The organism is Microbacterium sp. SWDP-B6 (assembly GCF_059803615.1).
The window spans coordinates 69,214-95,173 of sequence record NZ_JAPFGV010000010.1; the positions used below are offsets into that span (position 1 = coordinate 69,214).

The window sequence follows — 25,960 nt, forward strand, 5'->3', positions numbered from 1 at the left end:
CCGCGATCCTACCAGCGACCGCCCCTGCGACCCTGGGTTGAGCCTGTGCTGTGCGTTCGCGGCTTCCCCATCGATCTGCCAGGGACGATGCGTCAGGGATCGTATGATTGCTCTCGGTGCGCCCGAGACCGTCGGCGCCTCGGAAGGTGGAATCGCGGTGCAACAGGCTCGCACAGCCGACGACCAGAGAATGACGACTCCTGGCGCGAATCGAGGGCTCCTCGAGGTCTTCCGGCAAAGGCATCTGCTCTCGCTCATCGTGCGCAAGGAAGTGCAGATCCGCTATCGGGGATCCATCTTCGGGTGGCTCTGGTCGTACGTGAAGCCCCTCGTGCAGTTCGTCGTCTTCTTCGTCGCGATCGGTGTCTTCCTCGGTCTGAACGACCGGGTCGACTTCTTCCCGATCTACCTGCTCTCGGGCATCACGGTCGTGACATTCTTCAACGAGGCGTTCTCCAACGGCACCCGCTCGCTGGTCGACAATGCGGCGCTCATCAAGAAGATCTACCTGCCCCGCGAGATGTTCCCCATCGCGAGCATGATGATCGCCGCCGTGAACACGGTGCCGCAGATCATCGTCGTGATCGCGATCTCGCTGTTCTTCGGCTGGGCCCCCTCGTTCGCCTCCCTGGGCGCGATCCTGCTGGCTCTCGTGATCATCGCCGTTCTGGCCAGCGGCCTCGGCCTCTTCTTCGGCTCCATCAACGTGACCTTCCGCGACGCGCAGAGCTTCGTCGAGATCATCGTGATGGTCGCGATCTGGGCCTCTCCGGTGATGTACGAGTGGACCCAGGTCGCCAGAGTCGTGCCGGAGTGGCTCTTCGTCCTCTATCGGCTGAACCCGATCACCGCCGCCGTCGAGCTGTTCCACTACGGAGTCTGGTTCCCGCTCGGACCCGACGCCTCCCCGATCCCCGACATCTGGCTGTACGGGCTCATCGCACTCGTGACGTCACTCATCGCGCTGGTCATCGGCCAGCTCGTCTTCCGCCGACTGGAGGGCCGCTTTGCCCAAGATCTCTGATGCGCAGCCTCTCCCGCGGATCATCATCGACGACGTCCACAAGACCTTCAAGCTCCGGCACACGCATTCCATCAAGGAGACGGCTCTCGCCGCGATCCGCCGCAAGCCGCTGACGACGGACTTCCACGCGCTCGACGGCGTCTCGTTCGATATCCAGCAGGGCGAATCCGTCGCTCTTCTCGGGTTCAACGGATCCGGCAAGTCCACGATGCTCAAGCTGATCTCGGGGGTGCTCGAACCGGATGAGGGCACCGTGCTCACTCGCGGCCGCGTCGCCGGCCTCATCGAGGTCGGCGCAGGGTTCCACCCCGACCTGTCCGGACGCGAGAACATCTTCCTCAACGCCGCGATCCTGGGCATGACCAAGAAGGAGACCGAGGCGCGGTACGACGAGATCGTCGCGTTCAGCGAGATCGAGCAGTTCATCGACACCGAGGTGAAGCACTATTCGTCCGGCATGTTCCTCAGACTGGCGTTCTCCGTGGCGATCCACACCGAGATGGACGTCCTGCTGATCGACGAGATCCTTTCCGTGGGCGACGAGCCGTTCCAGAAGAAGTGCCTCGCCCGCGTGCGCGAGCTGCACGCCCAGGGCAAGACGCTCGTCGTCGTCAGCCACGATCTCAACATGGTCTCGAACCTCTGCGATCGCGGCATCCTGCTTCAGAAGGGCAAGGTGCGCTTCGACGGCCCCAGCGCGGAGGCCGTAGCGGTCATGCGCTCCTGAGCGGGCCCCGACGCCCGAGGCCGAAGGTCTCGGGGCTCACAGGTCTGCGTGCAGTCCCCACACGCGTTCGGCCGCGCCCAGCCACGAGAAAGAGCGAGACCGGTCGGCGCCGAGCACGCTCAGGCGGCGCGAGCCGTCACCGACCGCGTCAGCCACGGCCTCGGCGATCTCCGTCGGCTCGGCGATCACTCCCCCGTCGGCGATCACGTCATGGTGCACTCCGCTCTCGACGGCGACCACGGGCACACCGAGGGTCATCGCCTCGACAGCACGCCAGGGCCACGCGGCGCGAGAACTCGTCGCCACCAGCGCGGACGCGCCTGCGAGGACGGCTGCCCGATCTTCGACGGACAGCGACCCGCGGATGTGCGCTTTCGATTCGGACAGTCCTGCGGCCGCTGCGACCTCGGCCAGCCTCGGCTCGGAGCCTTCTGGCGCGTCGAGCACGACGGCTTCCTTGCCTGCTGCGATCGCCGCCCGGAAACCGTGCTCGAGCGAATCGGCGGAGCCAGTGAGCACCAGATAGCCCGCGGGCAGAGAAAGGGCGGCTCGTCGTGCGGTCGCGTCGAACGGGACCACGAGGCCGCACGGGGCAGCACCGGGGATGACGCGGATCCGTCCGCTCAGCTTCGCTATCTCCGCCAGGCGCGCGCCGACGGCGTGCGAGGGCACGACGACGGCATCCGCGTGCTTGACGGCTCGCTTCAGCATCGCCCGCTGCCAGGCGACGGCGGTCTTCGAGAGAGAGTCCGGCTCTTCCCACGCCTGCAGGTCCCACAGCGTCACGGTCGTCTGGTCGTGGTCGTGCAGGCGATCGTGCCGCACCAGCGGGGCCATCAGCGTCGGCGAATGGATGAGACCTCCGCCGACCCCCCGCACGATCCCCAGCTGCCACGACGCCGCGAGCTCGCGGCGCGCGAGCGACAGTCTGCGCACATCCGCGAGACCGGGGATCGGCACCTCGACGCCGGAGGGGACGATCGCCTCGACATCGCACCCGGAGGGGGCTGTCGAGATCAGCGCCGCGGTGAGGTCGGATGCCGCCGATGCGTGATCCGCGTGCACGACATGCGTCAGCTGATCCAGAACCACACGCAGCCGAGCACCCATGCGACAACAGTAATCGCCCGACCACCCTGAACCTGGGAGCGTGACCGCGAGCGACGAGGATCGGACAGCTCCGCACCCCCGATATGTCGCTTCGTGCTTGAATGCAGGGGTGAGTGACGGACGCCTGCCTGTACGTCGTCGGTGGTTGCGGTGGACCATCGGCGTGATCGTGATCTTCCTCGTGCTCGCGGTCGGCTGGGTCGCCATCCGCGGCATCGGCGCGGTGAACAACCTGCAGGAGGTCGCGGCGTCGTCATCGAAGCTCAAGCAGGCGATCGGCCAGGGCGACCTCGAGAAGGCAGCATCGCTGTCCTCCCGCATCGCCCACCATGCGGAGTCGGCCCACGACCTGACGTCCGACCCGATCTGGCTCGGATTCGGACTGCTGCCGTGGGTCGGTCCGAACTTCTCGGCGGTGAGCGAGGTCGCCGAGATCGCCGACGACGTCGCCTCGGATGCTCTCGTCCCCGTTCTGGAGGCCGCTGATGCACTCGACCTCGCGAGTCTCGGACTCTCGGGCGGCGCCATCGATCTGACGCCTTTCGCGCAGATCGAGCCCTCTCTCGCCGAGGCCAGCGCGACGCTGACCTCGGCCGAGACACGCGCCCTCGGCATCGACGCGGACGCGACCCTGCCCCCGCTCGCCGATGCAGTGCGAGAGATGAGGACGACCGTCACGCAGGCCGCCACGGTGGTCGGAGCGCTGCACGGCGCGTCCGCGCTGCTGCCGAGCATGCTCGGCGCGGAAGGGCCACGGAACTACGTGCTCGCGATGCAGAACAATGCCGAGCTGCGATCGTCCGGTGGCATCATCGGTGCGATCGCGCTTCTTCACGCCGAGAACGGCCGGATCACACTCGTACAACAGGCCTCCGTCCCGGATTTCCCCGCCCTCGAGACGCCGATCCCGCTCAGCGAGTCGACCGTCGCCCTCTTCGAGGATCGTCCGGGTCGCTACATGCAGAACCTGACGAGCATCCCCGACTTCACCGAGGCGGGACCCGCGATCGCGAAGCGATGGCAGGACCGCTTCGGTCAGCCGGTCGACGGTGTCATCGCGGTCGACGCCGTGATGACCGAGAACCTCGTCGCAGCCACGGGACCGCTCGCGTTCGGGCCGTTCACCGCCACTGAAGACACCGTGGTCGACCTGCTGCTCTCCGAGATCTACGCCGCGGTGCCCGATCCTCTCGCACAGGACGAGATCTTCTCGCAAGCGGCAGGAGCGCTTCTCTCCGCCGCGCTGACCGAGGCGGATCCGAAGGATCTCGTCGCCGCTCTCTCGGCGTCAGCCGACGAGCGGCGCATCCGCATCTGGAGCGCGCATGAAGACGAGGAGGCGATCCTGTCGGCTTCTTCTCTCGGCGGGGCGCTGCCGGAGGACGACACTCAGACCCATGTGGGCGTCCTGTTGAACGACACCACCGGCGGCAAGATGGACTTCTATGCCGATGCCACCATCACGACCTCGATCGGCACCTGCGATGGCGAGCAGACCACGCAGGTGACGGTGACCTGGAAGAACGATGCACCTGCCGACGCCGGGACATCTCTGCCGCCCTACGTGACCGCTGACGGGTTCTACGGAGTACCTGCCGGGTCGACCCGGACGCTCGTGACCGTGTACGGCCCCGAAGGTGCGACTCCGTCTCACATCGACCGCGACGGAGAAGAGGTGGGCGTGCAGACGGCTCTGCTCGGCTCCCGATCGGCGGTTCAGCAGGAGGTCCTCCTGGCCCCGGGGGAATCGTCGAAGATCACCGTCGAATTCCAGGGAACCGGGGCTGGAGAACGACTGACGGTGGTCGACCACACGCCCATGGTGAACACTCCGGAGACAACTCGCGAGCAACTGCGCTGCGCCTCGTGACTTTCCCGATTCCATGATGTAGTGTCAATCCCACTGGGGAATATCTGAGTTCTGCAATTCTGTCGTGGGGACAGGAAGAACTCACGCAGTCGGATGCAGGGGTGTATTCGAAGGCGATTCCGCGTGTATTTCTGGGGAGAATCATGCTGAAGAAACTGGCTGCCATCAGCCTTACCGCTGGCGTACTCGTGCTCATGGCCCCTGCTGTCGCCTCTGCCGCGCCGGTCGTTCCGACCGAGTCGGACTCGTACGCGGGCACACCGCGCGTGACCGTCGATGATCCGATCATCGACATCTGCGAAGTGTCCACTGTCGCGTTCGGCGCAGGCTACTTCCTGCCGTCCGAGAACGTCGGCGTATCCGTCTCCGGCCTCAACGCCGGCGACTCGGCCGTCTCGGGCAACACTGCGGCCGCCGACGGCAGCCTCGTGGTCACGTTCCGCCCGCCGTCCGACGGAGAGGGCTCCTATGCCCTGGCCTTCAGCGGTTCGCGGTCGTACACGGCGACCATCACGGTCTCACACGGCCATGACTCCGCCGTGAGCTGCGACCACGACCCCGGGGTCGCATCCGCAGGCACAGAGCTTCCGCTCACCGGCGGTGGGCTCGAGCTGGCACTCACGGGCGGCAGCGTGTCGCCGTGGGTCCTCGGAGGTGGGGCAGCCGCACTCGTGGCCGGTGGAGTGCTCGTCGCGACAGGCGTCACCCGCCGCAAGCGCGCCTAGATCAGATTCCCGCTCTCAGCGGGAGTCGACTGGACGACGGTGATCCCTCCCCCTCCGATCACCGTCGTCTGGTGAATCCGGTCATGCACCGGAGGCCCACGGCCACAACCTTCACTCTCAGGTGGTGGCCGTGGGCTCACTCATGCGTTCCTGATGGTCGAACCACGCCGACGCCGCTCGCGGCATCGCGACCGGCGACCGCCGACCACGCGTCGACGATCACGGCACGGCCGATCACGGCGTCGGGGTCGGGGTCTCCGTCGGAGGATGCAGCGTCTGCTGCATCATCTCGTGGATGAAACCGTAGTCCGGAGCGTGCTCGTCTACACCCTGCTCGGGGGTGAGCTCGACCGTGGTGACGGGCTGCTCACGAGCCTTGGTCATCAGGTCGAAGAACTCGGGCAGCTTGTCCTGAGGCAGATCGGTGCTGATCAGCGCTGTTCCCGCAGAAGCCACCTCGTTGAACCGCGTGAGCACGGTCTGCGGTGTGAACTGCGCGAGAATCGCCTCCTGCAGTTCGCGCTGGCGCTTCATGCGGTCCCAGTCGCTCGTCGTGTAGCGCGATCGCGCGTACCACTGGGCGGTGTCGCCGTCCATGTGCTGCTGACCGACCTCGATCCAGCCGATCGCCCACGCATCCACGTCGTAGGGGTCCGTGCCCTCGGGCGGACCGCCCTTGGGAAGCCGTTCCGTCACATTGATGTCCACGCCGCCGAGTGCGTCGACGAGCGCTGCGAAACCGTGCATGTCGACGAAGACGTAGTACGGGATCTCGATGCCGAGAACGCCCTCGGCCGCATCCTTGGTGGCCTCGATTCCCGCATCGGAACCGTGCGCCGCAGCGTCCGGATACAGCGAGGCGCCGTTGTCGTCTCGGCAGATCTCCGCGGCGTTGCGCACGTGGTTCATCCAGCCGTTCCATCCGCATGAGCTCGAGCTGTGACCCTCGAAGCCATTCGGGTACAGCGCCTGCATCGGGCTTCCCTCGCTGAAGGGCGCATTGGGAAGCTCACGCGGGATGCCGGTGATCGTGACGGCGCCGGTGGTCGCGTTCACCGAGACCACCGAGATGCTGTCGAACCTCATCGAGTCGCGGCCCTCACCGCTGTCCGCTCCGAGCAGCAGGATGTTGTAGTACCCCTCGCTCGGCGGCAGACTCGGCCCGCTCTGGCCGAAGATCGTGTTGATCGTGCCCCGCGCGGTGCCGACATAGGACGCGGCGTATCCGGTGCCCGTTCCGACGAGACCGAGCAGAAGGAGGGCGACGAGAGGGATCGCGAATTTCGAGGGACCGGGGACTCTGATCAGTCTGACGAGACGCAGCACGTCGAAGGTGAGCACCACCCACAGCACGAGGTAGGCGATCAGTAGCACCTGAACGAGCGTGAGGACGACCGCCGAGAACCAGCCGCCACCGACGGTGAGCCACAGCAGCACCGGCCGCGCGAACAGCGCCAAACCCGCGCCCACGATCACGAGGAACCACGCGAGCAGCGTCGCTCCGAGACCGATGCGCCCGAGCCGGCGATTGCCGGCCAGCACCTGAGCAGAACCGGGCACGAGCATGTTCAACAGCACCAGCCACCAGCCGCGCTTGGTCATCATCCCTGGATCCGCGGTGTTCGGATGCCGCAGGGGGCGGGTCTCGATCAGCGGTCGCGCCGACCCTCGCGGCGGCGCAAGGGTCACAGGGACCCCTTCAGCCGATCGTTCTTCTCCTCGACCTGCGCTTCGAGATCGAGCGCGTACGCCTCGATGCGATCGGCGAGGTCGTCGTCGGAGGTGCCGAGAATACGTGCGGCGAGGATACCCGCGTTGCGCGCTCCCGCGATCGACACCGTCGCGACAGGGATGCCGGCGGGCATCTGCACGATCGACAGGAGCGAGTCCATCCCGTCGAGGTAGGCGAGAGGCACGGGGACGCCGATGACCGGCAGCGCCGTCATCGAGGCGAGCATCCCGGGAAGATGTGCGGCGCCACCGGCGCCTGCGATGATCACTCGGATGCCGCGACCGCGCGCTTCCCTCGCGTACTGCATGAGCTTGTCAGGGGTGCGGTGCGCAGACACGACCTCCACCTCGTGCGGGATCGCGAAGTCCGTCAGCGACTGAGAGGCGTCGCTCATCACGCGCCAGTCGGAGTCGGATCCCATGACGACGCCGACGAGGGGCGCGGTGGAGGAGTGCAATGGCTCAGTCACCCACTCAGGCTACGGTCTGGTGCTGGGAGAAACCCCGAACGGCACACCCCTCGACGCACCCTCAGTCGAAGTGAGCCGCTGCCGCACGGGCCACGTACACCGCATCGTCGAGGTCGTCGCCTGTCACGTTCACGTGTCCGACCTTGCGGCCAGGACGCGGGGCCTTTCCGTAGGTGTGGATCTTGGCCGACGGATGCGCCTCCATCGCTCCCGCGAAGCGTTCGCCGAGCGAGCCGCTCTGCGGCCCTCCGAGGATGTTCACCATCACGGACCAGGCGGCGTGAGGCGCGGTGTCGCCGAGGGGCAGATCGGCGACCGCACGCAGATGCTGCTCGAACTGTCCGGTCACGGCGCCGTCCTGGCTCCAGTGGCCGCTGTTGTGCGGGCGCATCGCCAGCTCGTTCACGAGGATCCGCTCGTCGTCGGTCTCGAAGAGCTCGACCGCGAGCATGCCCGTGACCCCGAGTCCTTCGGCGATCGACCGCCCGATCTCTTCGGCGACCTGGGCGAGACGGTCGGTCGCATGCGGCGCCGGCGCGATCACCTCGGCGCACACGCCCTCGCGCTGCACGGTCTCGACGACCGGATAGGCGACGATCTGGCCGCTGGGACGGCGGGCCACCTGCTGCGCGAGCTCGCGAACGAATCCGACCAGCTCCTCGACCAGCAGCGCCTCGCCGTCGGCGAGCCCGTCGAGCCAGTCCTGAGCCTCTCTCGCCGCTCGGACGACGCGCACGCCCTTGCCGTCGTAGCCACCGCGCGGCGTCTTCACGACACCCTGCCCGTCGTGCTCATCGAGGAACGCCTGCAGCTCGGACGCATCGCGAACCGGCGCCCAGTCGGGCTGAGGAACGCCGAGTTCTTCGAGCCGCGCCCGCATGAGGAGCTTGTCCTGGGCGAACTGCAGAGCATCGGGCCCGGGGTGCACCGCGACGCCCTCGGCGACGAGAGCCCGCAGCACCTGCTGAGGGACGTGCTCGTGGTCGAAGGTGACGACGTCGACGTCTGCGACGAACGCGCGGACGACCTCGAGGTCGTGATAGTCGCCGACCTCGGTCGCGGCGAGCTGCGCCGCCATCCCCTCGTCTTCAGCGAGCACCCTCAGGTCGAGTCCGAGCTCGACCGCCGGAGCGATCATCATCCGAGCCAGCTGGCCTCCACCGATCACACCAACGCGCAGCGCCATGGGCCGCCTCCATTCGTCCTGACCATTCTCGCGCATCGGCGCGCACGCCGTTCACTCGTCGCGCCGACCACGGCCAAGCGAGGCTCTGCTCAGAACCCCGCGGTCCCGTCGTTGCCCGCCTGCGCATCGCGGTGCGCCAGGATCTGACTGACCTCGATCTGATCGGCCAGCGTCTCGTGCACGAGCGTCACGTTCGGGACGTTGGCGAGCCGCAGCGGCGCGTCGACCCCGTTGGACAGGGTGATCGTGCCGACTCCCCACATCCGCTGGATCACGCCGCGGCGGACGCCGATCGTATAGCCGCGAGCGTGCGACATCTCCTGCCTGTTGCGCGCACCGATGCCGTGGTTCACGATGACCCGCCGCGTGGTGAGCGTCACCGAACGCGAGTACCAGACGACCCAGGGCACGACCACCAGCAGGAGGACGATCGCTGCGGCCGCGCTCAGCAGCATCCAGTTCTCGAACGGCGCCGGGAGATTGTCATAGAAGAAGGTCGTGGCCCCGAACACCGCGACCAGCACCAGCGCGGACCAGAACAGCCTCCGGGCATGTGCGCGGAACCGAGCGATGAGCAGTTCTTCGGCGGGCGCACCCGGCGGTGGCATCGTCGGCCTTCCGCCGAGAGTCACGGGCTGAGTCACCCCTCTATTGTGCCCGTAACCGCCGACATCGCCGCTCGCACGCCGGGCGTGTCAGGGTCACGCCGGCCGGACGTGCACCACATCGCCCGCGGAGATCGGCCGCTCAGCGCCCTCCGACAGCACCAGCAGTCGACCGTCGGCATCGAGTGCTGTGGCTGTTCCGACGAGCACGGAGTCGCCGGGGAGCAAGACCTTCACGTCGAGACCGATCGTCGCGCAGCGCTCGCTCGCCGCGGCATGAAGGCCGCTCGAGACGGCATCGCCCGCTGCGGCGAGGTCGGCGACCAGCTGGTCGAGCGCTCGTAGATAGGTGGCGAGCAGGCGATCGGCGTCGACCTCCACGCCGATCACGGCGAAGGAGGTCGCCGTCGGCACCGGCAGCTGAGACGCTGTCATCGCCGTGTTCACACCCGTTCCCACGACCACGGCATCCTGTGTCGCCTGCGCCAGGATCCCGCAGATCTTGCGACCGTCGACCAGCACATCGTTCGGCCACTTGACTGCCACCGCGTGGTCGAGAAGCTGCTCGGCGATCGCATCCGCCATCGCCACCCCGGCCGCGAGCGGGATCCAGCCGCGCGCATCGGCCGACGGCAACCTCCGCAGTAGAACGGAGACGGCGAGCGACGCGCCCGGCGCGGCCGTCCAGGAGCGGCCGAGTCGACCGCGACCCGCCGTCTGGTTGTCGGTGAGGAGCACCGACAGGTGCGGGCTCGAGAACGACTCGCGCGCGCGTTCGCTCAGGATCTCATTGGTCGAGCCCGCGTCGGTCAGCACCTCGAGATGCGAGGCGACTGCAGCGGTGAGCGGAAGGTCCATCGTCAGACCTCCTCTTCGTCGGCCTCTTCGTCGTCGTCGTCCTCGTCGCCGCGCACCGCCCCGACCTCGTGCGCCTGCCACTGATCCCACTCCTTCATGAGGCGCTCGATCGCGGCGTGGAACTTCTCGGTCGCGGCACCCGGCGTCGTGTCGCCGAAGTAGTGCTGCACCCACATACGCAGCCTGGCGATGGCCACCTCGTCGGCACGGACGCGTTCGACCTCGGCGACGATGTCCCCCGCAGCGTCCGCGCTGAGCCACTCGCAGTCCGACAGGTAGCCGTTGGTGTCGATCGACGCACGCTCGTCTGCCGGTCGCGTGATCATCAGCGGCTTGCCCACGGCCAGGCGGTCGTAGACCATCGCCGAGATGTCGACGACTGCGACATCGGCGGCAGCCAGCTGCCATCCGAGCTCCGCCCCGTTGTCGTACACGTGCTGGGCCGTGGGGTCGGCGGCGTTCGCGGCGGCGATGGCCGCGATGATGCGACGGTGCGCTGCGCCGTACTCGTCGTCGACGACCCCGCTTCGGGGGTGCGGCCGGTAGATCACGCGGTGTCCGCGGGACGCGAGCAGCGTCGTGACCAGGGTCTCGCCATGCGTGGCGATCGACCCGTAGTGCGCGCTCGGGCGGTCGCCTTCCCACGTCGGGGCATAGAGCACGACCGTGCGCTCGTCGGGCACGTACGGGAGTGTCCCCGAGTAGTGGTCGGCCTGCGGGCGGCCGATCTCGATCGTGCGCCGATCGATGTCCCAGTCCCAGAGCGTCCGCGACAGACGGTCGCGTGCGGCCTGCCCGGCGACAAGCGCATAGTCATACGCCTTGTACTGATTCGTGGTCATGTACATCTTGTCGGACTCGCCGTGGTTGATGAACACGTGCCAGCGCCTGCCGTAGCGGAACATCTGGAAGTTGCGGGTGTTCTGGTTCACGTACAGGACGACGCGGATGTCCTGCGATGAGATGAACCTCTCGAGGTCACGGATCGTGGGGACGAAGGCGACCGGGGGGCCGTCCTCGTCGAGCAGCTTGTCGGCACCCGTCGCCGAACGGGACAGCACGACGACCGGCCACCGCTTCGACAGCTCGGCGAGCGGGCGGTACCACTGCCGCATCTGGTACATGTTCACATCGCCGTCGGCGAAGTACACCGCCACCTGGTAGTGCTCCGGCTGGTGCGGTTCGCGTTCGGCGAGGCGCCGTCGCACTCGCTGTACAGCCTTGCGCGAGGCGAGCGCCCGCTTCAGCAGACGGTAGGCCTTCTTCACGTCGGACACTGCACCCATCCCTCCAGGATACCGAGTACGAGCGGTCGAGCCGACGGCTTCCCCGAGACCCTCGCTGTCTCGAATCAGCGAACGTCCGAGCAGTGCATGCCATGATCGTCATGTGCCTGACAACGACATCGCCACCCCCGAGAACGGAGTGTCGTTCGTCATGCCCGTGCTCAACGAACGCGCCTACCTGGAGCACGCGATCGCCTCCGTGCTGGCGCAGGAGCTGAGCGTTCCGGCCGAGCTCGTGCTCGCGCTCGGGCCGTCCACCGATGGCACGACGGAGCTCGCTCAGCGTCTCGCAGCGGAAGACGACCGGATCCGGCTCGTCGACAACCCCGCCGCGCACATCCCGGTCGGATTGAACGCGGCGATCCGGGCCAGCCGCTTCGCGACGATCGTCCGCGTCGACGCGCATTCCGAGCTCGCTCCCGGGTACGCGGCGCTCGCGCTCCAGACCCTCGAGCGCACGGGCGCTGCCAATGTCGGAGGCGTGATGCGCGCTGACGGCCGCACACCGTTCCAGACGTCGGTGGCGCGCCTCTACAACTCGCCGGTCGGTCTCGGTGGCGGCGCATATCACGGTGGCACTCACGAGGGTGAAGCCGAATCCGCCTACCTCGGCGTCATGCGCCGGACGGTGCTCGAAGAAGTGGGGCTCTTCGACGAGTCGATCCGCCGCGGCGAGGACTGGGAGCTCAATCTCCGTATCCGCCAGGCAGGGCACCTCGTCTGGTTCGACCCGAACCTCTCCGTGACCTACTGGCCACGCGAGAGCTGGCTGCGCCTCGCGCGTCAGTTCCGGGCGACCGGAGCATGGCGCGGCGAGCTCGTGCGCCGATACGGGCGCCGCAACGGCATCCGCTTCTTCGCTCCCCCCGCGCTGGTGGTCCTCGTCGCCGTCGCCGTCGTCACCGGGATCCTTCAGCTCACCGGCGTCCTCACCGGAGTGCTGTCGCTGATCGTCTCGGCCGTCGTCTATCTGCCGCTGGTGGCGTACCTCATGCTGGTGATCGTCGTCGCCTGCCTGCCCGGCGGGGGCGGCCCACGGCAGAGGCTCTGGACGCTGCTCGTGCTGCCGACCATGCACCTCTCGTGGGGCCTCGGCTTCCTCGGCGGCGTGCTGCGCGGTGCTCGCGACACCGTCGACGCATCGCGTCTCGGCACCCGCAACACGCCACTCCCCTAGCGCACCGCCGGCGGCGCGGGGCGAATCACCTGGTGACGTACCCCTGGTCGAGGATGCGCGCGACGACCCGCTCCGCCGAGTGCCCGTCGTCCCGCGAGTTGAACTGCGCCCGCCAGGCGGCGTAGCGCTCGGCGTAGACGCTCTCATGCGTGCTGTCGGCGAGCGCGGTGACGAGTTCGTCCTGGGAATGCACGAGCCGCCCCGGCGCGCGGGTCGCGAGATCGAAGTAGAACCCTCGGAGCTCTCCTCGGTAGTGATCGAGGTCCGGCACGAGGAAGTACATCGGCTTTCCCGTGACGCTGAAATCGAACATCACCGACGAGTAGTCGGTGATCAGGACGTCGGCCGCGAGCAGGAGCTTCGAGGTCTCGGGATACCCGGTGACATCGATGACACGGGCACCGGCTCGATCCCGCCCGGTGTCGATCGTGCGCGAGTGACCACGCACGAGCACGACGGAGTCCGTCTGCCTGGCGAGCTCCTCCGGGTCGATGAAGTCGACCATCTCGGTCAGATCATCGCGCCACGTCGGGGCGTACAGAAGCACCCGCTCGCCGTCGGCGATGCCGAGGTCGCCGCGGATGCCGGCGGCGTCACCGGTGACGAGTGCGTCGTTCCGCGGATATCCCTCGACCCAGATCGGTCGTCCGAAGAACGCGTATGCCTTGCGCAGAATGCGCTCGGAGTAGGTGTTCTGCGCCAGAAGCACGTCCCAGCGGCGGGACTCCTTGACGACGGCCGCCATGCGGCGAGGGTCGAATCCGGGTCGGTGCAGGGCGAGCCGCTTCAGCGGAGTGCCGTGCCAGGTCTGCAGCACCTTCTGCCCCGGCTTGCGGACGAACCTGCGACGCAGCCAATCGTTGACGACCAGCAGCCGCGACGCTGCACGGGCCCGCCACCACTCCGGGCTGCCCTCGACGACCGCGATCGCCCCGTCCGGAACCGCCACGGACAGATCGACGACACTCCAGTAGCGCACGACATCCGGTGCCTGCGCGAAGAGGGCGCGGTCGATCGCCTGAGGGTTGCAGCCGACGGTGCGGCCGTAGAAGCTCTCGAAGAAGACCGCGTTCTCGGTGGCTCCGGGATGCGCGACATAGCGCCCCTCGAGGGTCGCCTGCCCCTCACTCGTCTCATACGCAGGGTCGATCGGCGCAGCGATCCGCACTGTCGCGCCGTCGACGGCGATCCGCACACCCGCCAGCACCTCCGGGGCGAGGAGGAGATCACCGAACTCGGCACCCGCGATGCGCAGCTCGTAGTCCCCCGTGGGAAGCGGCAGCTCCGGGCCGCCCCACCGCGACGCGCGCAGCGGGAACGTCGCCTTCCAGATCTTTCCCCCGCCGGTGACCCGAGCGTCGACACGGGCCCGCGGCCCGATCAGCTCCGCAGTGGTCGGGCGCTGACCGGCGCCTGCGATGACCAGCGTCTCTGCCGCCTCATCGATCCTGGCCGTGGTCATGCTGCTCCCTTCGGCGCGGGGATCCCCCGCGCACGGATTTTCTCGTAGACGCGCCGGGTGTTGCCTCCGTCGCGGAAGGCGTGCATCTCCGCGCTGAGCGTACCGGAACGCTCGGACCGCGCGGCGAAGACGTCGTCATCGTCCAGCAGCGCCGACAGCTGCGGCAGAAGCGCGTCCCAACTCGTCGGGGCGTCCTCGCCCGCGACGTCCTGGAATCGGCCGTAGAAGCCTCTCGTGCGGGCATAGTCCTCGGCGTCAGGGGCGAGGAAGAGCACCGGCATCCGCAGAAGCCCCACGTCATATGCGAGCGACGAGTAGTCGGTGACCAGGACGTCGACCGCCGGCAGCACGGGCGTGACATCGGAGAGCACTCCGGATCCGAGCATCCTGACCCGTCGGCTGGGCAGCGGAGGCGCGTACCCGCCCTCGCCGAGCGGGTGGGAGCGAACGAGCAGCACAGCGTCACTCTCTTCGAGCACCCGGATGATCTGCACCCACTGGGCAGCCGTCGGGACCGCCGGGTCGTCAGCTCCGTCACGCCATGTCGGCGCATAGAGGATGATCCGAGAGCCGGTCGGCAGTCCGCCGATCGCACGGTTCAGAACGTCGGATGCCTTCGCCCGACGCTCGATCGGGTCACCCGACGACAGCACGTCGACACGCGGCTCGCCGGTGACGACGACTCGGCCGTCACCGAGCGCGAAGGCCGACTCGAGACGCCCCCTCGAACGGTGTGACGCGGCCGGCAGCACTCGGATGCGCTGAGCCGCACGCCGGTAGAGGATGCCGATGAGGCGGCGCAGGACCGGAGCCCCGGGGATGTCCGGGACCTGAGTGGTCGCAGGCGAGTCCAGACCGATGCGCTTGAGCGGGATGCCGTGCCACAGCTGCACGACGAAGGCACCGGACACCGCATAGCGGTTCACGTCGCCGAGTCCATGCGTCACCACGACGACGCCGGCGCGCGCCGTGGCCCACCAGCCTCGCAAGCTGTTCTTGCGCGTCGTGCGGATGCCGAGCGCCGCGGCGTCGCTGTCCTCCCGCTCGGAGGACGTCAGCCACACGGTGTCGTGCCCTTCTGCCGCGACGAGGCGCTGCAGGGCGAGAGCCCCGTCTCCGACGCCGGCCCCGCACCCGAACACCCAGCGCGTGCCACGAGGGATGACGAGCGTGCCGGCGCGCCCTGCGAGGTAGAGCGGTATCCGAAGCAGCTTGGCCGCATTGCCGGAGCCGAAAGAGAAGGACGCCACCCCGCGAGCCTATCGCGGGGTGACGCCCTTCTCGGTGAGCGGGATCGCCCGAGTCAGCCGGCGAGCTCGCCCAGGGTGACCTCGATCTCGTATTCCTTGCCTCCACGGATGTAGGTGACCTTCGCGTCGCTGCCCGCGGCGGCCGCGCGCACCTGCGCCGTGAGGTCGCTGGCGCTCGTGATGGGCACTCCGTTGAAGGCGGTCACGACATCGTCGGCCTTCAGCCCGCCGGCCGCGGCAGCGCCGCCCCCGGTGACCTCGGCGATGTACGCCCCCGAGACGTCGGCGTTCTCGACGCTGGCGGCGTCTCTGACGGACGCTCCGAGCAGGCCGTGGCTGGCCGCACCATCGGCGATGATCTCCTCCGACACGCGCTGGGCGATGTTGGCGGGAATCGCGAACCCGATTCCGATCGAACCCGACTCCTCCGAGCTCCCGGAACTCGCGATCGCGACGTTGATGCCGATCAGCTCGCCCTTGGCGTTCACGAGCGCACCGCCGGAGTTCCCGTGGTTGATCGCCGCATCGGTCTGGATCACGGCGATCGAGATCGATTCCGAGCTCTGCTGCGAGGTGTTGCCAGGCAGATCGAACTGGAAGGGGCCTTCGCCCTCTTCGGGCGTCTCCTGCTCGTTCTGCGGAGCATCCTCCGACGACGAGTCGGGGAGAGCGGACGACGCGATCTGGATGCTGCGGTTCAGGGCGCTGACGATGCCGGTCGTGACCGAGTTCGACAGACCGAGCGGCGCTCCCAGAGCCACCGCGGTGTCACCGACGTTGAGCTTCGACGAGTCGGCGAAGTCGATCGGAGTGAGATCCGTCGCATCCTCGAGCTTGATCACGGCGAGGTCGTAGATCGGGTCGGTCCCGACGACGGTCGCCGAGAAGATGCGGCCGTCAGAGGTGGTGACCCGGATCGTCGGATCGGCCACGGCACCGCCGAGGGTCACCACGTGGGTGTTCGTGAGCACGTAGCCGTCGTCGCTGATGATGACGCCCGACCCGCTGCCACCCTGGTCGGAGCCCGCCACCTCGATCGTGACGACCGACGGGAGTGCCTCGGTCGCGACGGCGGTGGTCTCGTTGACCGACCCGGGGTTGTTGACGGTGATGGTCTCGGGGCCCTGGGCGACGCCCGTCGACCCCTGATCCGAGATCCCGTTGAGGATCGCTCCGCCGCCGAACCCCGCGACGCCGCCGACGAGGGCGGCCGCGAGCACGATCGCGGCGAACTTCACTCCGGCGCGGGGCTTCGTCTCCTTGACCTTGGTGGAGCCATCGACCGGCTGGCCGGGCTCGGCCGCGGTGTGGAGACCGAATGCCGCACCGGGCGACGTCGCGGTCGGGCCGCCGACGGGTGCCTGGTGCTGTCCGGCCTGGGGTCCTGGCTGGTGCTGTCCTGCCTGATGTCCGGGAGCTCCGAAGTAGGGCTGGGGCACCGTCTGGGCCACGGGTGCGACCGGGGCGCTCGGAGCCTCGAATGCCGGTGCCGGCGACGACGCGAACGTCGGGGGGACGTGGTGTCCCTGGTACGGCCCCGGAGCGGCGACGGTGCCTGGGGTCTCAGCGGCGGCATCCGTCGTCGAACGGTCGACGACCTCTGCTGCCTCGGTGGACGGCGCTGCGTCATTCGACGCAGGTGCCGAGTGGTCCTGGGTGCTGTCTTCGTTCATGGTGTGTGCTCCTTCAACAACGCCCTCTTAGAGTGACGCCTGTATCTGTGCGTTTCGTATGGCGAAGATGAGTTTCACCTATGGCCTTAGCCTGTTCTTCATGAGTGTCATCCCCGGAGCATGGCGGCGCACGGCAGCGGGAGCCGGTCTGCTCGCACCAGACGGAAGCGTCGCGCCCACCATCTTCGCAGAGATGTCCGCTGCTGCGGCTCGAACCGGTGCGATCAATCTCGGGCAGGGGTTTCCTGACGAGGACGGCCCCGCGGAGGTGCTCGCGGCTGCCAGGGAGGCGATCTCCCGCGGGATGAATCAGTACCCGCCCGGCAGAGGGACCCCCGATCTGCTCGACGCCATCAGCGAGCACCAGCGTCGCTTCTACGGACTGGACGTGGACCCCTCGCGCGAGGTCATCGTGACGGCCGGCGCGACAGAGGCGCTGACCGCGACTCTGCTCGCCCTCATCGAGAGTGCGGACGACGAGGTCGTCGTCTTCGAGCCTTACTACGACTCCTATGCGGCCGCGGTCGCTCTCGCAGGTGCACGACTGCGCACGGTGCCGTTGAGAGCCCCCGACTTCCAGCCGGATCTCGAGCGCCTGGCGGCCACGGTCTCCGACCGCACACGCATCATCCTGATCAATGATCCCCACAATCCCACGGGTGCCGTCTTCGATCGCGAGGTGCTCGCGGAGGTCGTCCGTCTCGCGGAGCTGCACGACGCGATCATCGTCACGGACGAGGTCTACGAGCATCTTGCGTTCACAGGTCCGCACACCCCGATCGCGACGCTCCCCGGCGCCGCAGAGCGCACGCTCACGATCTCGTCTGCGGGCAAGACGTTCTCGGCCACCGGCTGGAAGATCGGATGGGTGCACGGCCCCGCGGAGCTCATCACCGCGGTGCTGACGGTCAAGCAGTACCTGACGTATGTGAACGGCTCGCCCTTCCAGCCGGCCATCGCGGTGGGCCTGCGGCTCGGAGACGACTTCTTCGCGGGTGCAGCGGCGACGCTGGCGCACAAGCACGAGATCCTCGGCGAGGGACTCCGTGATGCGGGGTTCACCGTGTTCGCGCCGCAGGGCGGCTACTTCACCGTCGCCGACGCGTCAGCGCTCGGCGGAGCGGATGCGGCCGAATTCTGCCGCGCGCTCCCCGAGCGCGCGGGAGTGGTGGCTATCCCGCTGACTGCCTTCGTGTCGGAGGCGCACCGAGAGGACTACGCCGGACTGGTGCGCTTCGCGGCGTGCAAACGCGTGGAGATCCTCGAGGAGGCGGCGACGAGGCTCGTGTCGAGCTTCTGACCTCTCGGCCGAGTCAGCGCGGTCCGACGGCGTATCTGCGCACCCGCAGCGAGGGATTCACAGCGCGCACGCGCTCGATGGTCGCCCGCTCGACGGCCGCGACCGCGATTCCCTCGGTCGTTCCCACTCCGGCGAGCACGACCCCCTGCGGATCGATGATCTGCGAGTGACCGACGCCGATCGGGGTCGGATGGTCGGCGGCGATCACATACGCGGTGTTCTCGATCGCTCGCGCCGCGAGGAGCGTCGTCCAGTGATGCTCCTTGAGCGGACCGCGCACCCATTCGGCCGGCACCACGAGAGCGTCGGCGCCGGCGTCGATCAGGGTGCGCGACACCTCGGGGAAGCGCAGGTCGTAGCAGGTCATGAGCCCGAAGCGGATGCCGGCGAGCTCGAAGGTGGCGGCCCCCAGATCGCCTGCTTCGATCCAGTCCGACTCGGTCTGGCCGAACGCGTCGTACAGGTGCTGCTTTCGGTAGCTCGCGAGGATCCCGTCGCCGCGCACGGCGACCACGGTGTTGTGGACATGCTGGGCGTCCGAGGCAGTCTCGACGAGACCCGCCACGATCACGACGCCGTGGTCCGCCGCGAGCGCCGTCAGGGTCGACACGAAATCACCGTCGAGACTCTCCGCATTCGCCGCAAGGGACTCGTCCATCGGATCCACGAAGTAACTCGAGTACTCGGGGAAGACGATCAGCCGCGCACCCCGCGCCGCGGCATCCGCCGTCAACTCCGCGATGCGGTCGCGATTGCCTTCTCGCGACGACGTCGGCGCGAACTGGCAGACGGCGACGGGAACGGCGGCGGAAGCGGTCTCGGTCATGCTCACATCCTCCCCCATCGCGCCGGCCGCGCCTCGATTCGCGGACTCCTGATTCCCGTGTTAGGCTATAAAACGTGCCGCGGGGTGGAGCAGTTCGGTAGCTCGCCGGGCTCATAACCCGGAGGTCGCAGGTTCAAATCCTGTCCCCGCAACGAGAATGCGACACAAGAAAAGCCCCTGATCGGGAGAAATCCTGATCAGGGGCTTTTCGCATGTATCCACGCGCTGCTCGGCGACCGAGCGACTCCGGAGCGGTCATCCGGCCTAGGACGCGAACCACCCGGCCACCTTCGCCGGCGGCGTCCCCGATACCGCTCGTGATCCTGCCGGATACGACGGATGCCGCCCCTCGAGAGGAGCGGCATCCGGCACTGCAGAGGGTTACTCCCCCGCGCCCTGTTCCAATCCGAGCAGCGTGTTCACAGCATCCGTGAGCCGCTTGTCGGCCTCGGCGAACTTGGTCAGGTCGCCTTCCTTGAGCGCTGCCTCGCGGTCGGTCAGCGCTTGCTGCGCGGCCGCCAGGGCCTCGGCCTCGGCGTCGGTCGGCACGGTCGGCTCGGTCGGGACCTCACCGGTGTCCGGATCGGGTTCGGTCGGTTCGACCTGATCGTCTCCACCGGCCGCGCCCGCGTCACCCCCGAAGAGGGTGTCGAGCGCCGCGGTCAGCGTGTCCTCGAAGGCGACCTTGTCTCCGAAGGCCACGAGGACCTTCTGCAGACGAGGGAGCTTCGTGCCCTCGGAGGACTGCACATAGACCGGCTGCACATAGAGCAGACCGCCACCCACGGGAAGCGTCAGCAGGTTGCCGTAGAGCACCTCGGACTCTCCCTGCTGCAGCAGGTTGAGCTGCGGCACCACAGCGGTGTCGGAGTTGTAGGTGTTCTGCACCTGGCCGGGGCCGGGCACCGTCGTATCGGTGTCGATCTCGAGCATCCGCAGCTGACCGTAGCCTTCGGCCTTGACGCCCGCCTCGGATCCTGCGTCCGAGTCGACGGCGAGGTAGCCCATCAGCACGTCGCGGTTGCCACCGCTTCCCGTCGCCGACGGGATGAACGTCGAGAACATCGAGAACCGCGGGGAGTCCTGCCCCGGCATCTGCATCGTCAGGTAGTACGGCGGCTGCAGGACCGCGTCGCTGCGCGGGTCGTTGGGCGTCTGCCAGCGGTTGTCCTGCTGCGCGAACGAGCCCGCGGTGTCGATGTGGTAGATCCCGAGGATGTCGCGCTGGACCTTGAAGAGGTCGGTCGGGTAGCGCACGTGGCTCATGAGATCAGCCGACATGTCGCTCACCGGCTTCAGCGTCGAGGGGTAGATGTTCTGCCATGTCTGCAGCACCGGATCCTCGTCGTCCCAGGCATACAGCGTCACAGAGCCGTCGTACGCGTCGACCGTGGCCTTGACCGAGTTGCGGATGTAGTTGATGTCGTCGATCGCGAGCGTGGGCGACGGGAGGTTCGAGTCGGCGATGGCCTCCGACAGGCTCACGTTCGTCGAATACGGGTAGGTCGCGCTCGTCGTGTAGCCGTCGACGATCCAGACCACGCGTCCGTCGACCACGCTGGGGTACGGGTCGCTGTCGAGCTCGAGATACGGTGCGACCTTCTGCACACGCGTCTTGGGGTCGCGGTCGTAGAGGATCTGGGAGTCCTCGTTCACCAGGTTGGAGAACAGGATCTGCTCCGACTGGAACTTCAGAGCGTAGAGCAGCTTCGTGAAGGTGCTGCCGATCTGCGGTCCGCCGTCGCCTTCGAACGTGGTCTTGGTCTCGGTCGAGCCGTCCTTGCCGCGCGGGTAGTCGATCTCGACGGGGTCGGTGCCGTCCGGCGAGCCGACGATCGAGTACTCGGGCGAGTTCTCGCCGAAGTACACGCGCGGCTCGAACTTCTCCTGCTCGGTGAGGAAGCCCGCGGACGGGATGCCGCGCTCGAGGAACACCGGCTCGCCGTCGGACGTGCGCTGGTTGCCCGCTGCGACCACCAGGCCGTAGCCGTGCGTGTAGACGGCGGCGCGGTTGTTCCAGTTGCTGACATCGACGCCTTCCATGTCGAGGTCACGGACGGACACCACGGTGTCCTGCATCTCGCCGTCGATCTCGTAGCGGTCGACGTCGAGGTTCTGCTGGAACTGGTAGTACCCGCGGTACTGCTCGAGCTGGCGCACGGCCGGGCTGATCACGGCGGGGTCGACGATGCGGATGGATGCCGTCGTCTCGGCGTCCTCACGCAGCTGGCCGGCCTCGGCGTCGGTCTCGGCCTCGAAAGGCGTCGTCTCGAGGTCGGCGACCCCGTACGCCTCCTTCGTGCCGTCGATGTTCCGCTGGTAGAACTCCGCCTGGTACGCGTTCTGGTTCGGCGCCACCTGGAAGGTGGTCACCGCCCACGGGAAGCCGACGCCCACGACGAGCGAGGCGACGATCAGCAGCGCCGTCGCGGCGAGGGGGAAGCGCCAGCGACCGATGATCGCCGTGACGAAGAAGAGGATCGCGACGATCGCCGCGATGATCGTGAGGATCGCGAGACCGGGGATCGTCGCGTTGACACCGGTGTACGCAGGACCGACGATGCGGTCGTCCTGGGCGACGAGGGTCTTGTAGCGGTCGAGCCACAGGCTCGCCGCCTGCACGAGCAGGTACAGACCCGCGATGATCGCGAGCTGGATGCGGGCGGGCTTCGAGATGCGCAGCTCGCCCTGGCCGATCCGGACGGAACCGTAGAGGTACGACACGAGGGCGGTCACGATGAGGGTGAGCAGCAGGACCGCCGACACGAAGGCCAGGAGGATCGAGTAGAAGGGCATCGCGAACATGTAGAAGCCGGTGTCGACACCGAACTGCGGGTCGACGGTGTCGGTGGCGACGCCGTTCACCCAGAGCCAGACGGTCTTCCACTGGCTGGCCGCGGAGAAGCCCGCGAACAGACCGAAGAAGATCGGCATGCCCCACATCGCGAGGCGGCGCAGCGGCTCGATGACCTCCTGGTATCTGTCCAGCTGCGAGCTGAGCCGCACGTAGACGGGGCGCAGCCGGTACGCGAGCTGGATGGCCACGAACAGGGGCACTGCCATGCCGAGGAATCCGACGACGAACATCACCGCCGTGGCGATCCACTGGGTGGTGAGAACTCCCTCGAAGCCCACCTGGTCGAACCAGAGGTATTCGGTGTAGAGCGACGCGAAGACGAAGAAGCCGGCGATCAGTGCGGCGATGATCGCCAACGAGATGCCGAAGATTCGTCGCGAGGTTCGGGGAGTGGCCGGGTTCGGTGCAGAAGTCGAGGTCACCGTCCCATCCTAGGCACGCCTTACTGTGCTGCGGCTGTCATCCCTGTCACGGGGAGGTCACGACGTCGCATGACGGCAGGGATCCGACGTCACCGTCCTCGGCGATCACATCGAGCGCGGCGAGCGATTCCTCCAGGCTCGACGTGCTGATCACGGTCAGGCCGTCGGGGATATGGCCGGTGACCTCGTCGCAGTTCGTCGACGGTGCGAGGAAGTACTCCGCCCCCGCATCTCGAGCGCCGTAGAGCTTCTGCCGGATGCCGCCGATCGGTCCGACGGTGCCGTCGGCTTCGATCGTGCCGGTGCCCGCGACATTCTTCCCGCCGTTGAGCTCTCCCTCGGTGACGGTGTCGATGATGCCGAGTGCGAACATCATCCCGGCACTCGGGCCGCCGACGTTGTCGAGCTGGAGCGTCACATCGATCTCGAAGTCGTAATCCGTGCGCAGGGTCACGCCGATCAGCCACGTCGTCACGTCGCCGTCGGTCTGCTTCGCCGGCGTCACCTCGACGACCTGCTCTTCGCCGCCGCGCTGCACGGTGAGCTCGACCGGCGCACCGGCAGCATCCTGGATCGCCTGACGCAGCTGCTTGGCCGAGGCCACTGCGGTGCCGTCGACGGCCGTGATGACGTCTTCCGCCTCGAGAGCGCCCTCGGCCGGCGCATCCTCGACGACCTCCTGCACGACGACCTCGGCTCCGGTGTCGTAGCCGAGCTCGTTGAGCGCCGCGGCTGTCGCCTCGTGCTGCGAGTCGACCATGAGCGTCGCGTTGCGTTCGTCCCGCTGCTCTGTCGTGACGCCCTCGGGGAACACCGAGTCGAGAGGGACCACCGCTCGGGAGGAGTCCATCCAGGCCAACGCGAGTTCGAACCAGCTCGGCGTGCGCTCGCGGTTGCCGACGACCTGCACCGTCGTGAGGTCGAGCGATCCGGCGGTCTCGAACGTCTCGGTGCCTTCGACCTGGATGAGCGGAACCTGCTCGCCGTCTGCGCCCGCCGCAGTGCCGAGGGTGTCGTAGACCGGGCCGGGACGCTGGATGACGTACGGCGTCGGGAGGAAGGTCAGCACGACGAGCGCGATCAACGCGACGACCAGCGCCCAGACGCCAAGTCCGAGCTTCACAGGCCGGGTTCGATCCACAGGTTCCTCCGTCGTTCGCGGGCGGCGTACAGCGATCTGCCCGCTTCGGGGTCTCGCGGCCGATCCTGTGACTAGCGTAGATGCCACGGCTTTAGGCGTGCTGAGAGGCGAGCGACATGTCAGACAACGACCCGACCCCCGAGGACTTCCAGGAGTTCCTCCGACGAATGATGTCCGGCCAGGGTGCCGGCGACATCGACCCCGAGGCGCTGCAGAACGCCTTCGCGGGCATGGATGGAATCCAGTTCGACCCGGCGATGATGCAGACCATCATGTCGCAGCTGCAGGGCGCGTTCGGCGGCGACGCCTGGGAGAACGCGCTGCGTCAGGCGCTGCACATCGCCAACCGCGACGGCCTCGGCATCACCGACGGTTCGCGGAGCTCGCTCGTCGACTCGTTCGCACTCGCCGACCTGTGGCTCGGCGAAGCGACGACGATCTCCGAGCTCAGCGAGTCGCCCAAGGCGATGACACGCGGCGAATGGGTCGAAGCGACCCTCCCGGTGTGGAAGGAGATCGCCGGCCCGGTGTCGACGAGCATCGCCGATGCGCTCACCAGCGCCCTCGACACGCAGGTGCCCGAGGAGATGCGCGACGTCGTGCAAGGCGCCGGCAAGCTCATGCGCGGTCTCGGCGGCTCGGTGTTCGCCGCCCAGTTCGGGCAGGTGCTCGGCAACCTCGCGCTCGAGGTGGTGTCGGGCGGAGACGTCGGCATCCCCGTGCTTCCGGCCGGAACCGCGGCTGTCATCCCGCAGAACCTGACGGCGTTCGGCGACGGTCTCGAGATCCCCGAAGACCAGATCACCCTCTACCTCGCGACCCGCGAACTCGCCTACGCCCGGCTGTATCGCCATTCGAAGTGGCTGCACCTGCACGTCATGGCCCAGATCACCGACTTCGCACGCGGAGTCACGGTCGATGTCGATGCACTCGAAGACGTCGCGAGCCGCCTCGACCCCTCGAATCCCGAGGAACTCCGCGCGGCCATCGAGGGCGGTGCTCTGCTGCCCACGCAGACGGAGGCGCAGCGCGAGGCCCTCGCGCGTCTCGAGAACCTCGTGGCGACGATCGACGGCTGGGTCGACGTGGTGACGGCTCAGGCGACGTCTCGCCTCCCCGATGGGGCACGGATCGCCGAGGCGGCCCGCCGTCGCCGCGCGGTCGGCGGTCCGGCCGAGGACGCTCTCGGCGCGCTCGTCGGCCTCAAGCTGCGGCCTCGTCGTCTGCGCGAGGCCTCGGCCATGTGGCAGGCGGTGACCGACGCCGCCGGCATCGCAGGACGCGACGCGCTCTGGGACTACCCCGACCTCATGCCCACCTCGGAGGACATCGACGACCCGTCTGCGCTCATCGCACGACTTCAGGCGAGCGCACGAGGCGAGCAGCCCGTCGCAGATGAGTTCGACGAGGCCCTGGCCCGTCTGCTGGACGGCGACGACTTCTCGAGCGAGCAGCCGGAGAGATCTGACGCCTCGGAGGATGAGCAGGACTCCGACGGCGGTGACGGCCCGGGAGGCGATCGCCCGGTGTGAGCGGGGCGGGAGCGGGGTGCGCTGACTTTTCCACGGATGCCCGAGACTCCCCCACCGGAAGTTCGGCTTTGCGCAGAATCGAGGGATGTCTCCTCTGACACCCAAGACCATCACCCGCCTGGATCCCGCCGTTCCGCTGCTCTGGCGAGACGGTGAGACACTGCAGATCGGCATCGAAGGCACGCTGCGCATCGCGGCGTCCGAGCCGTGGGTCGAGCGACTGATCGGTCGGATGGCTGCCGGGTTCCGGCGCACGGCCTTCGATGTGGTCGCGCACGCCGCAGGGGCACCGCGCGCGGAGGCACGGATGCTCCTTTCACGACTCGAACCGCTGCTCGTCGACGACGCCCCGGCGCCGAGGGCCGCATGGGTGGAGAGCATCGACGTCGCCGACGCGCGCTGCGACTACCGCATGCGCGAAGCACTTCTCGACGAGGGGATCGCCGCCGGGGCGCGGGAGAACCCCGCCGACATCGGAGTCGTGCTCGTCGAAGGCGCAGCAGCCGCCCTGCACTTCGCCCGCTACCTTCGCGACGACACCTCGCATCTCCCCGTGGCACTCGAGCGAGGGCGGACGACCGTCGGCCCCCTGGTGGTGCCCGGCGAGACCCCCTGTCTCACCTGCCGCGACGAGCACGAACGCGAGCGCGACGACGCCTGGCCGCGGATGCACGCGCAGCTCATCGGGCGAGCGTCGGGTCCGATCAGCGTCGCTCGGATCGCGGACG

The 25,960-nt window shown here is 68.0% G+C and carries 20 protein-coding genes and 1 tRNA gene; 8 read left to right on the forward strand and 13 right to left on the reverse strand.

Annotated features, from left to right (window positions below):
- The first annotated feature begins 190 nt into the window (after positions 1-190).
- Together OPU70_RS13235 and OPU70_RS13240 are read left to right on the forward strand one after the other, a co-directional pair.
- Positions 191-1,024 (forward strand): ABC transporter permease, encoded by an 834-nt coding sequence (locus tag OPU70_RS13235; RefSeq protein WP_042542182.1) that lies wholly within the window; start codon positions 191-193, stop codon positions 1,022-1,024.
- Positions 1,008-1,751 carry an ABC transporter ATP-binding protein gene (locus OPU70_RS13240; protein ID WP_042541962.1) on the forward strand — a complete coding sequence of 248 codons (744 nt, stop codon included), beginning with the start codon at positions 1,008-1,010 and terminating at the stop codon, positions 1,749-1,751. Before OPU70_RS13235 ends, OPU70_RS13240 begins: the two co-directional genes overlap by 17 nt.
- A gap of 36 nt (positions 1,752-1,787) precedes the next feature.
- Here OPU70_RS13240 and OPU70_RS13245 read toward each other — a convergent pair whose 3' ends face one another.
- A complete protein-coding gene (locus tag OPU70_RS13245) occupies positions 1,788-2,861 on the reverse strand; it encodes a glycosyltransferase (protein WP_498557992.1) in 1,074 nt (357 codons plus the stop codon).
- Positions 2,862-2,970: 109 nt separating this feature from the next.
- On the opposite strand from OPU70_RS13245, the gene OPU70_RS13250 reads away from it, so the two are divergent.
- Both OPU70_RS13250 and OPU70_RS13255 read left to right on the forward strand, forming a co-directional pair.
- Complete coding sequence (locus tag OPU70_RS13250) at positions 2,971-4,731, forward strand: DUF4012 domain-containing protein (protein ID WP_498557993.1); 1,761 nt, start codon at positions 2,971-2,973, stop codon at positions 4,729-4,731.
- Between the two features lie 143 nt (positions 4,732-4,874).
- Positions 4,875-5,456, forward strand: a complete 582-nt coding sequence (locus OPU70_RS13255) for an LAVTG motif-containing sortase-dependent surface protein (protein ID WP_367821056.1) — start codon at positions 4,875-4,877, stop codon at positions 5,454-5,456.
- Positions 5,457-5,690: 234 nt separating this feature from the next.
- Here the strand turns inward: OPU70_RS13255 and OPU70_RS13260 are convergent, their stop codons facing one another.
- From OPU70_RS13260 to OPU70_RS13285, 6 genes are all read right to left on the reverse strand, one after another.
- Positions 5,691-7,061, reverse strand: coding sequence for an LCP family protein (locus OPU70_RS13260; protein ID WP_498557994.1), 1,371 nt, complete (start codon positions 7,059-7,061; stop codon positions 5,691-5,693).
- A gap of 80 nt (positions 7,062-7,141) precedes the next feature.
- Complete coding sequence (purE, locus tag OPU70_RS13265) at positions 7,142-7,609, reverse strand: 5-(carboxyamino)imidazole ribonucleotide mutase (protein ID WP_042542183.1); 468 nt, start codon at positions 7,607-7,609, stop codon at positions 7,142-7,144.
- 109 nt (positions 7,610-7,718) lie between these two features.
- Complete coding sequence (locus OPU70_RS13270; protein ID WP_498557995.1) at positions 7,719-8,843, reverse strand: 5-(carboxyamino)imidazole ribonucleotide synthase; 1,125 nt, start codon at positions 8,841-8,843, stop codon at positions 7,719-7,721.
- 89 nt (positions 8,844-8,932) lie between these two features.
- Positions 8,933-9,487, reverse strand: coding sequence for a PH domain-containing protein (locus OPU70_RS13275; protein WP_042541968.1), 555 nt, complete (start codon positions 9,485-9,487; stop codon positions 8,933-8,935).
- 57 nt (positions 9,488-9,544) lie between these two features.
- Positions 9,545-10,306 carry a biotin--[acetyl-CoA-carboxylase] ligase gene (locus OPU70_RS13280; protein ID WP_498557996.1) on the reverse strand — a complete coding sequence of 254 codons (762 nt, stop codon included), beginning with the start codon at positions 10,304-10,306 and terminating at the stop codon, positions 9,545-9,547.
- 2 nt (positions 10,307-10,308) lie between these two features.
- A complete protein-coding gene (locus OPU70_RS13285; protein WP_475436094.1) occupies positions 10,309-11,592 on the reverse strand; it encodes a CDP-glycerol glycerophosphotransferase family protein in 1,284 nt (427 codons plus the stop codon).
- A 151-nt stretch (positions 11,593-11,743) separates the two neighbouring features.
- Between OPU70_RS13285 and OPU70_RS13290 the strand changes: the two genes are divergently transcribed.
- A complete protein-coding gene (locus OPU70_RS13290; RefSeq protein WP_042542184.1) occupies positions 11,744-12,769 on the forward strand; it encodes a glycosyltransferase in 1,026 nt (341 codons plus the stop codon).
- A gap of 25 nt (positions 12,770-12,794) precedes the next feature.
- Here the strand turns inward: OPU70_RS13290 and OPU70_RS13295 are convergent, their stop codons facing one another.
- The 3 genes from OPU70_RS13295 to OPU70_RS13305 are packed head-to-tail and all read right to left on the reverse strand — an operon-like array spanning position 12,795 to position 17,154.
- Positions 12,795-14,231 carry a CDP-glycerol glycerophosphotransferase family protein gene (locus OPU70_RS13295; protein WP_498557997.1) on the reverse strand — a complete coding sequence of 479 codons (1,437 nt, stop codon included), beginning with the start codon at positions 14,229-14,231 and terminating at the stop codon, positions 12,795-12,797.
- A complete protein-coding gene (locus tag OPU70_RS13300) occupies positions 14,228-15,481 on the reverse strand; it encodes a CDP-glycerol glycerophosphotransferase family protein (protein WP_498557998.1) in 1,254 nt (417 codons plus the stop codon). Before OPU70_RS13300 ends, OPU70_RS13295 begins: the two co-directional genes overlap by 4 nt.
- A gap of 53 nt (positions 15,482-15,534) precedes the next feature.
- Positions 15,535-17,154 carry a S1C family serine protease gene (locus OPU70_RS13305; protein WP_042541973.1) on the reverse strand — a complete coding sequence of 540 codons (1,620 nt, stop codon included), beginning with the start codon at positions 17,152-17,154 and terminating at the stop codon, positions 15,535-15,537.
- 100 nt (positions 17,155-17,254) lie between these two features.
- On the opposite strand from OPU70_RS13305, the gene OPU70_RS13310 reads away from it, so the two are divergent.
- On the forward strand, positions 17,255-18,454 hold the full coding sequence (locus tag OPU70_RS13310) for an aminotransferase class I/II-fold pyridoxal phosphate-dependent enzyme (RefSeq protein ID WP_042541974.1): 1,200 nt from the start codon (positions 17,255-17,257) through the stop codon (positions 18,452-18,454).
- A 13-nt stretch (positions 18,455-18,467) separates the two neighbouring features.
- Here the strand turns inward: OPU70_RS13310 and OPU70_RS13315 are convergent, their stop codons facing one another.
- Positions 18,468-19,280, reverse strand: coding sequence for a carbon-nitrogen hydrolase family protein (locus OPU70_RS13315; protein ID WP_042541975.1), 813 nt, complete (start codon positions 19,278-19,280; stop codon positions 18,468-18,470).
- 78 nt (positions 19,281-19,358) lie between these two features.
- On the opposite strand from OPU70_RS13315, the gene OPU70_RS13320 reads away from it, so the two are divergent.
- A tRNA-Met gene (locus OPU70_RS13320) sits at positions 19,359-19,432 on the forward strand.
- Positions 19,433-19,661: 229 nt separating this feature from the next.
- Here the strand turns inward: OPU70_RS13320 and OPU70_RS13325 are convergent.
- Together OPU70_RS13325 and OPU70_RS13330 are read right to left on the reverse strand one after the other, a co-directional pair.
- Entirely contained in the window at positions 19,662-22,559 is a 2,898-nt protein-coding gene (locus tag OPU70_RS13325) for a UPF0182 family membrane protein (RefSeq protein WP_042541976.1), read from the reverse strand.
- A 46-nt stretch (positions 22,560-22,605) separates the two neighbouring features.
- A complete protein-coding gene (locus tag OPU70_RS13330; protein WP_153302155.1) occupies positions 22,606-23,700 on the reverse strand; it encodes a YlbL family protein in 1,095 nt (364 codons plus the stop codon).
- A gap of 116 nt (positions 23,701-23,816) precedes the next feature.
- On the opposite strand from OPU70_RS13330, the gene OPU70_RS13335 reads away from it, so the two are divergent.
- Positions 23,817-25,232, forward strand: a complete 1,416-nt coding sequence (locus OPU70_RS13335) for a zinc-dependent metalloprotease (RefSeq protein WP_042541977.1) — start codon at positions 23,817-23,819, stop codon at positions 25,230-25,232.
- Positions 25,233-25,960 lie beyond the last annotated feature (728 nt).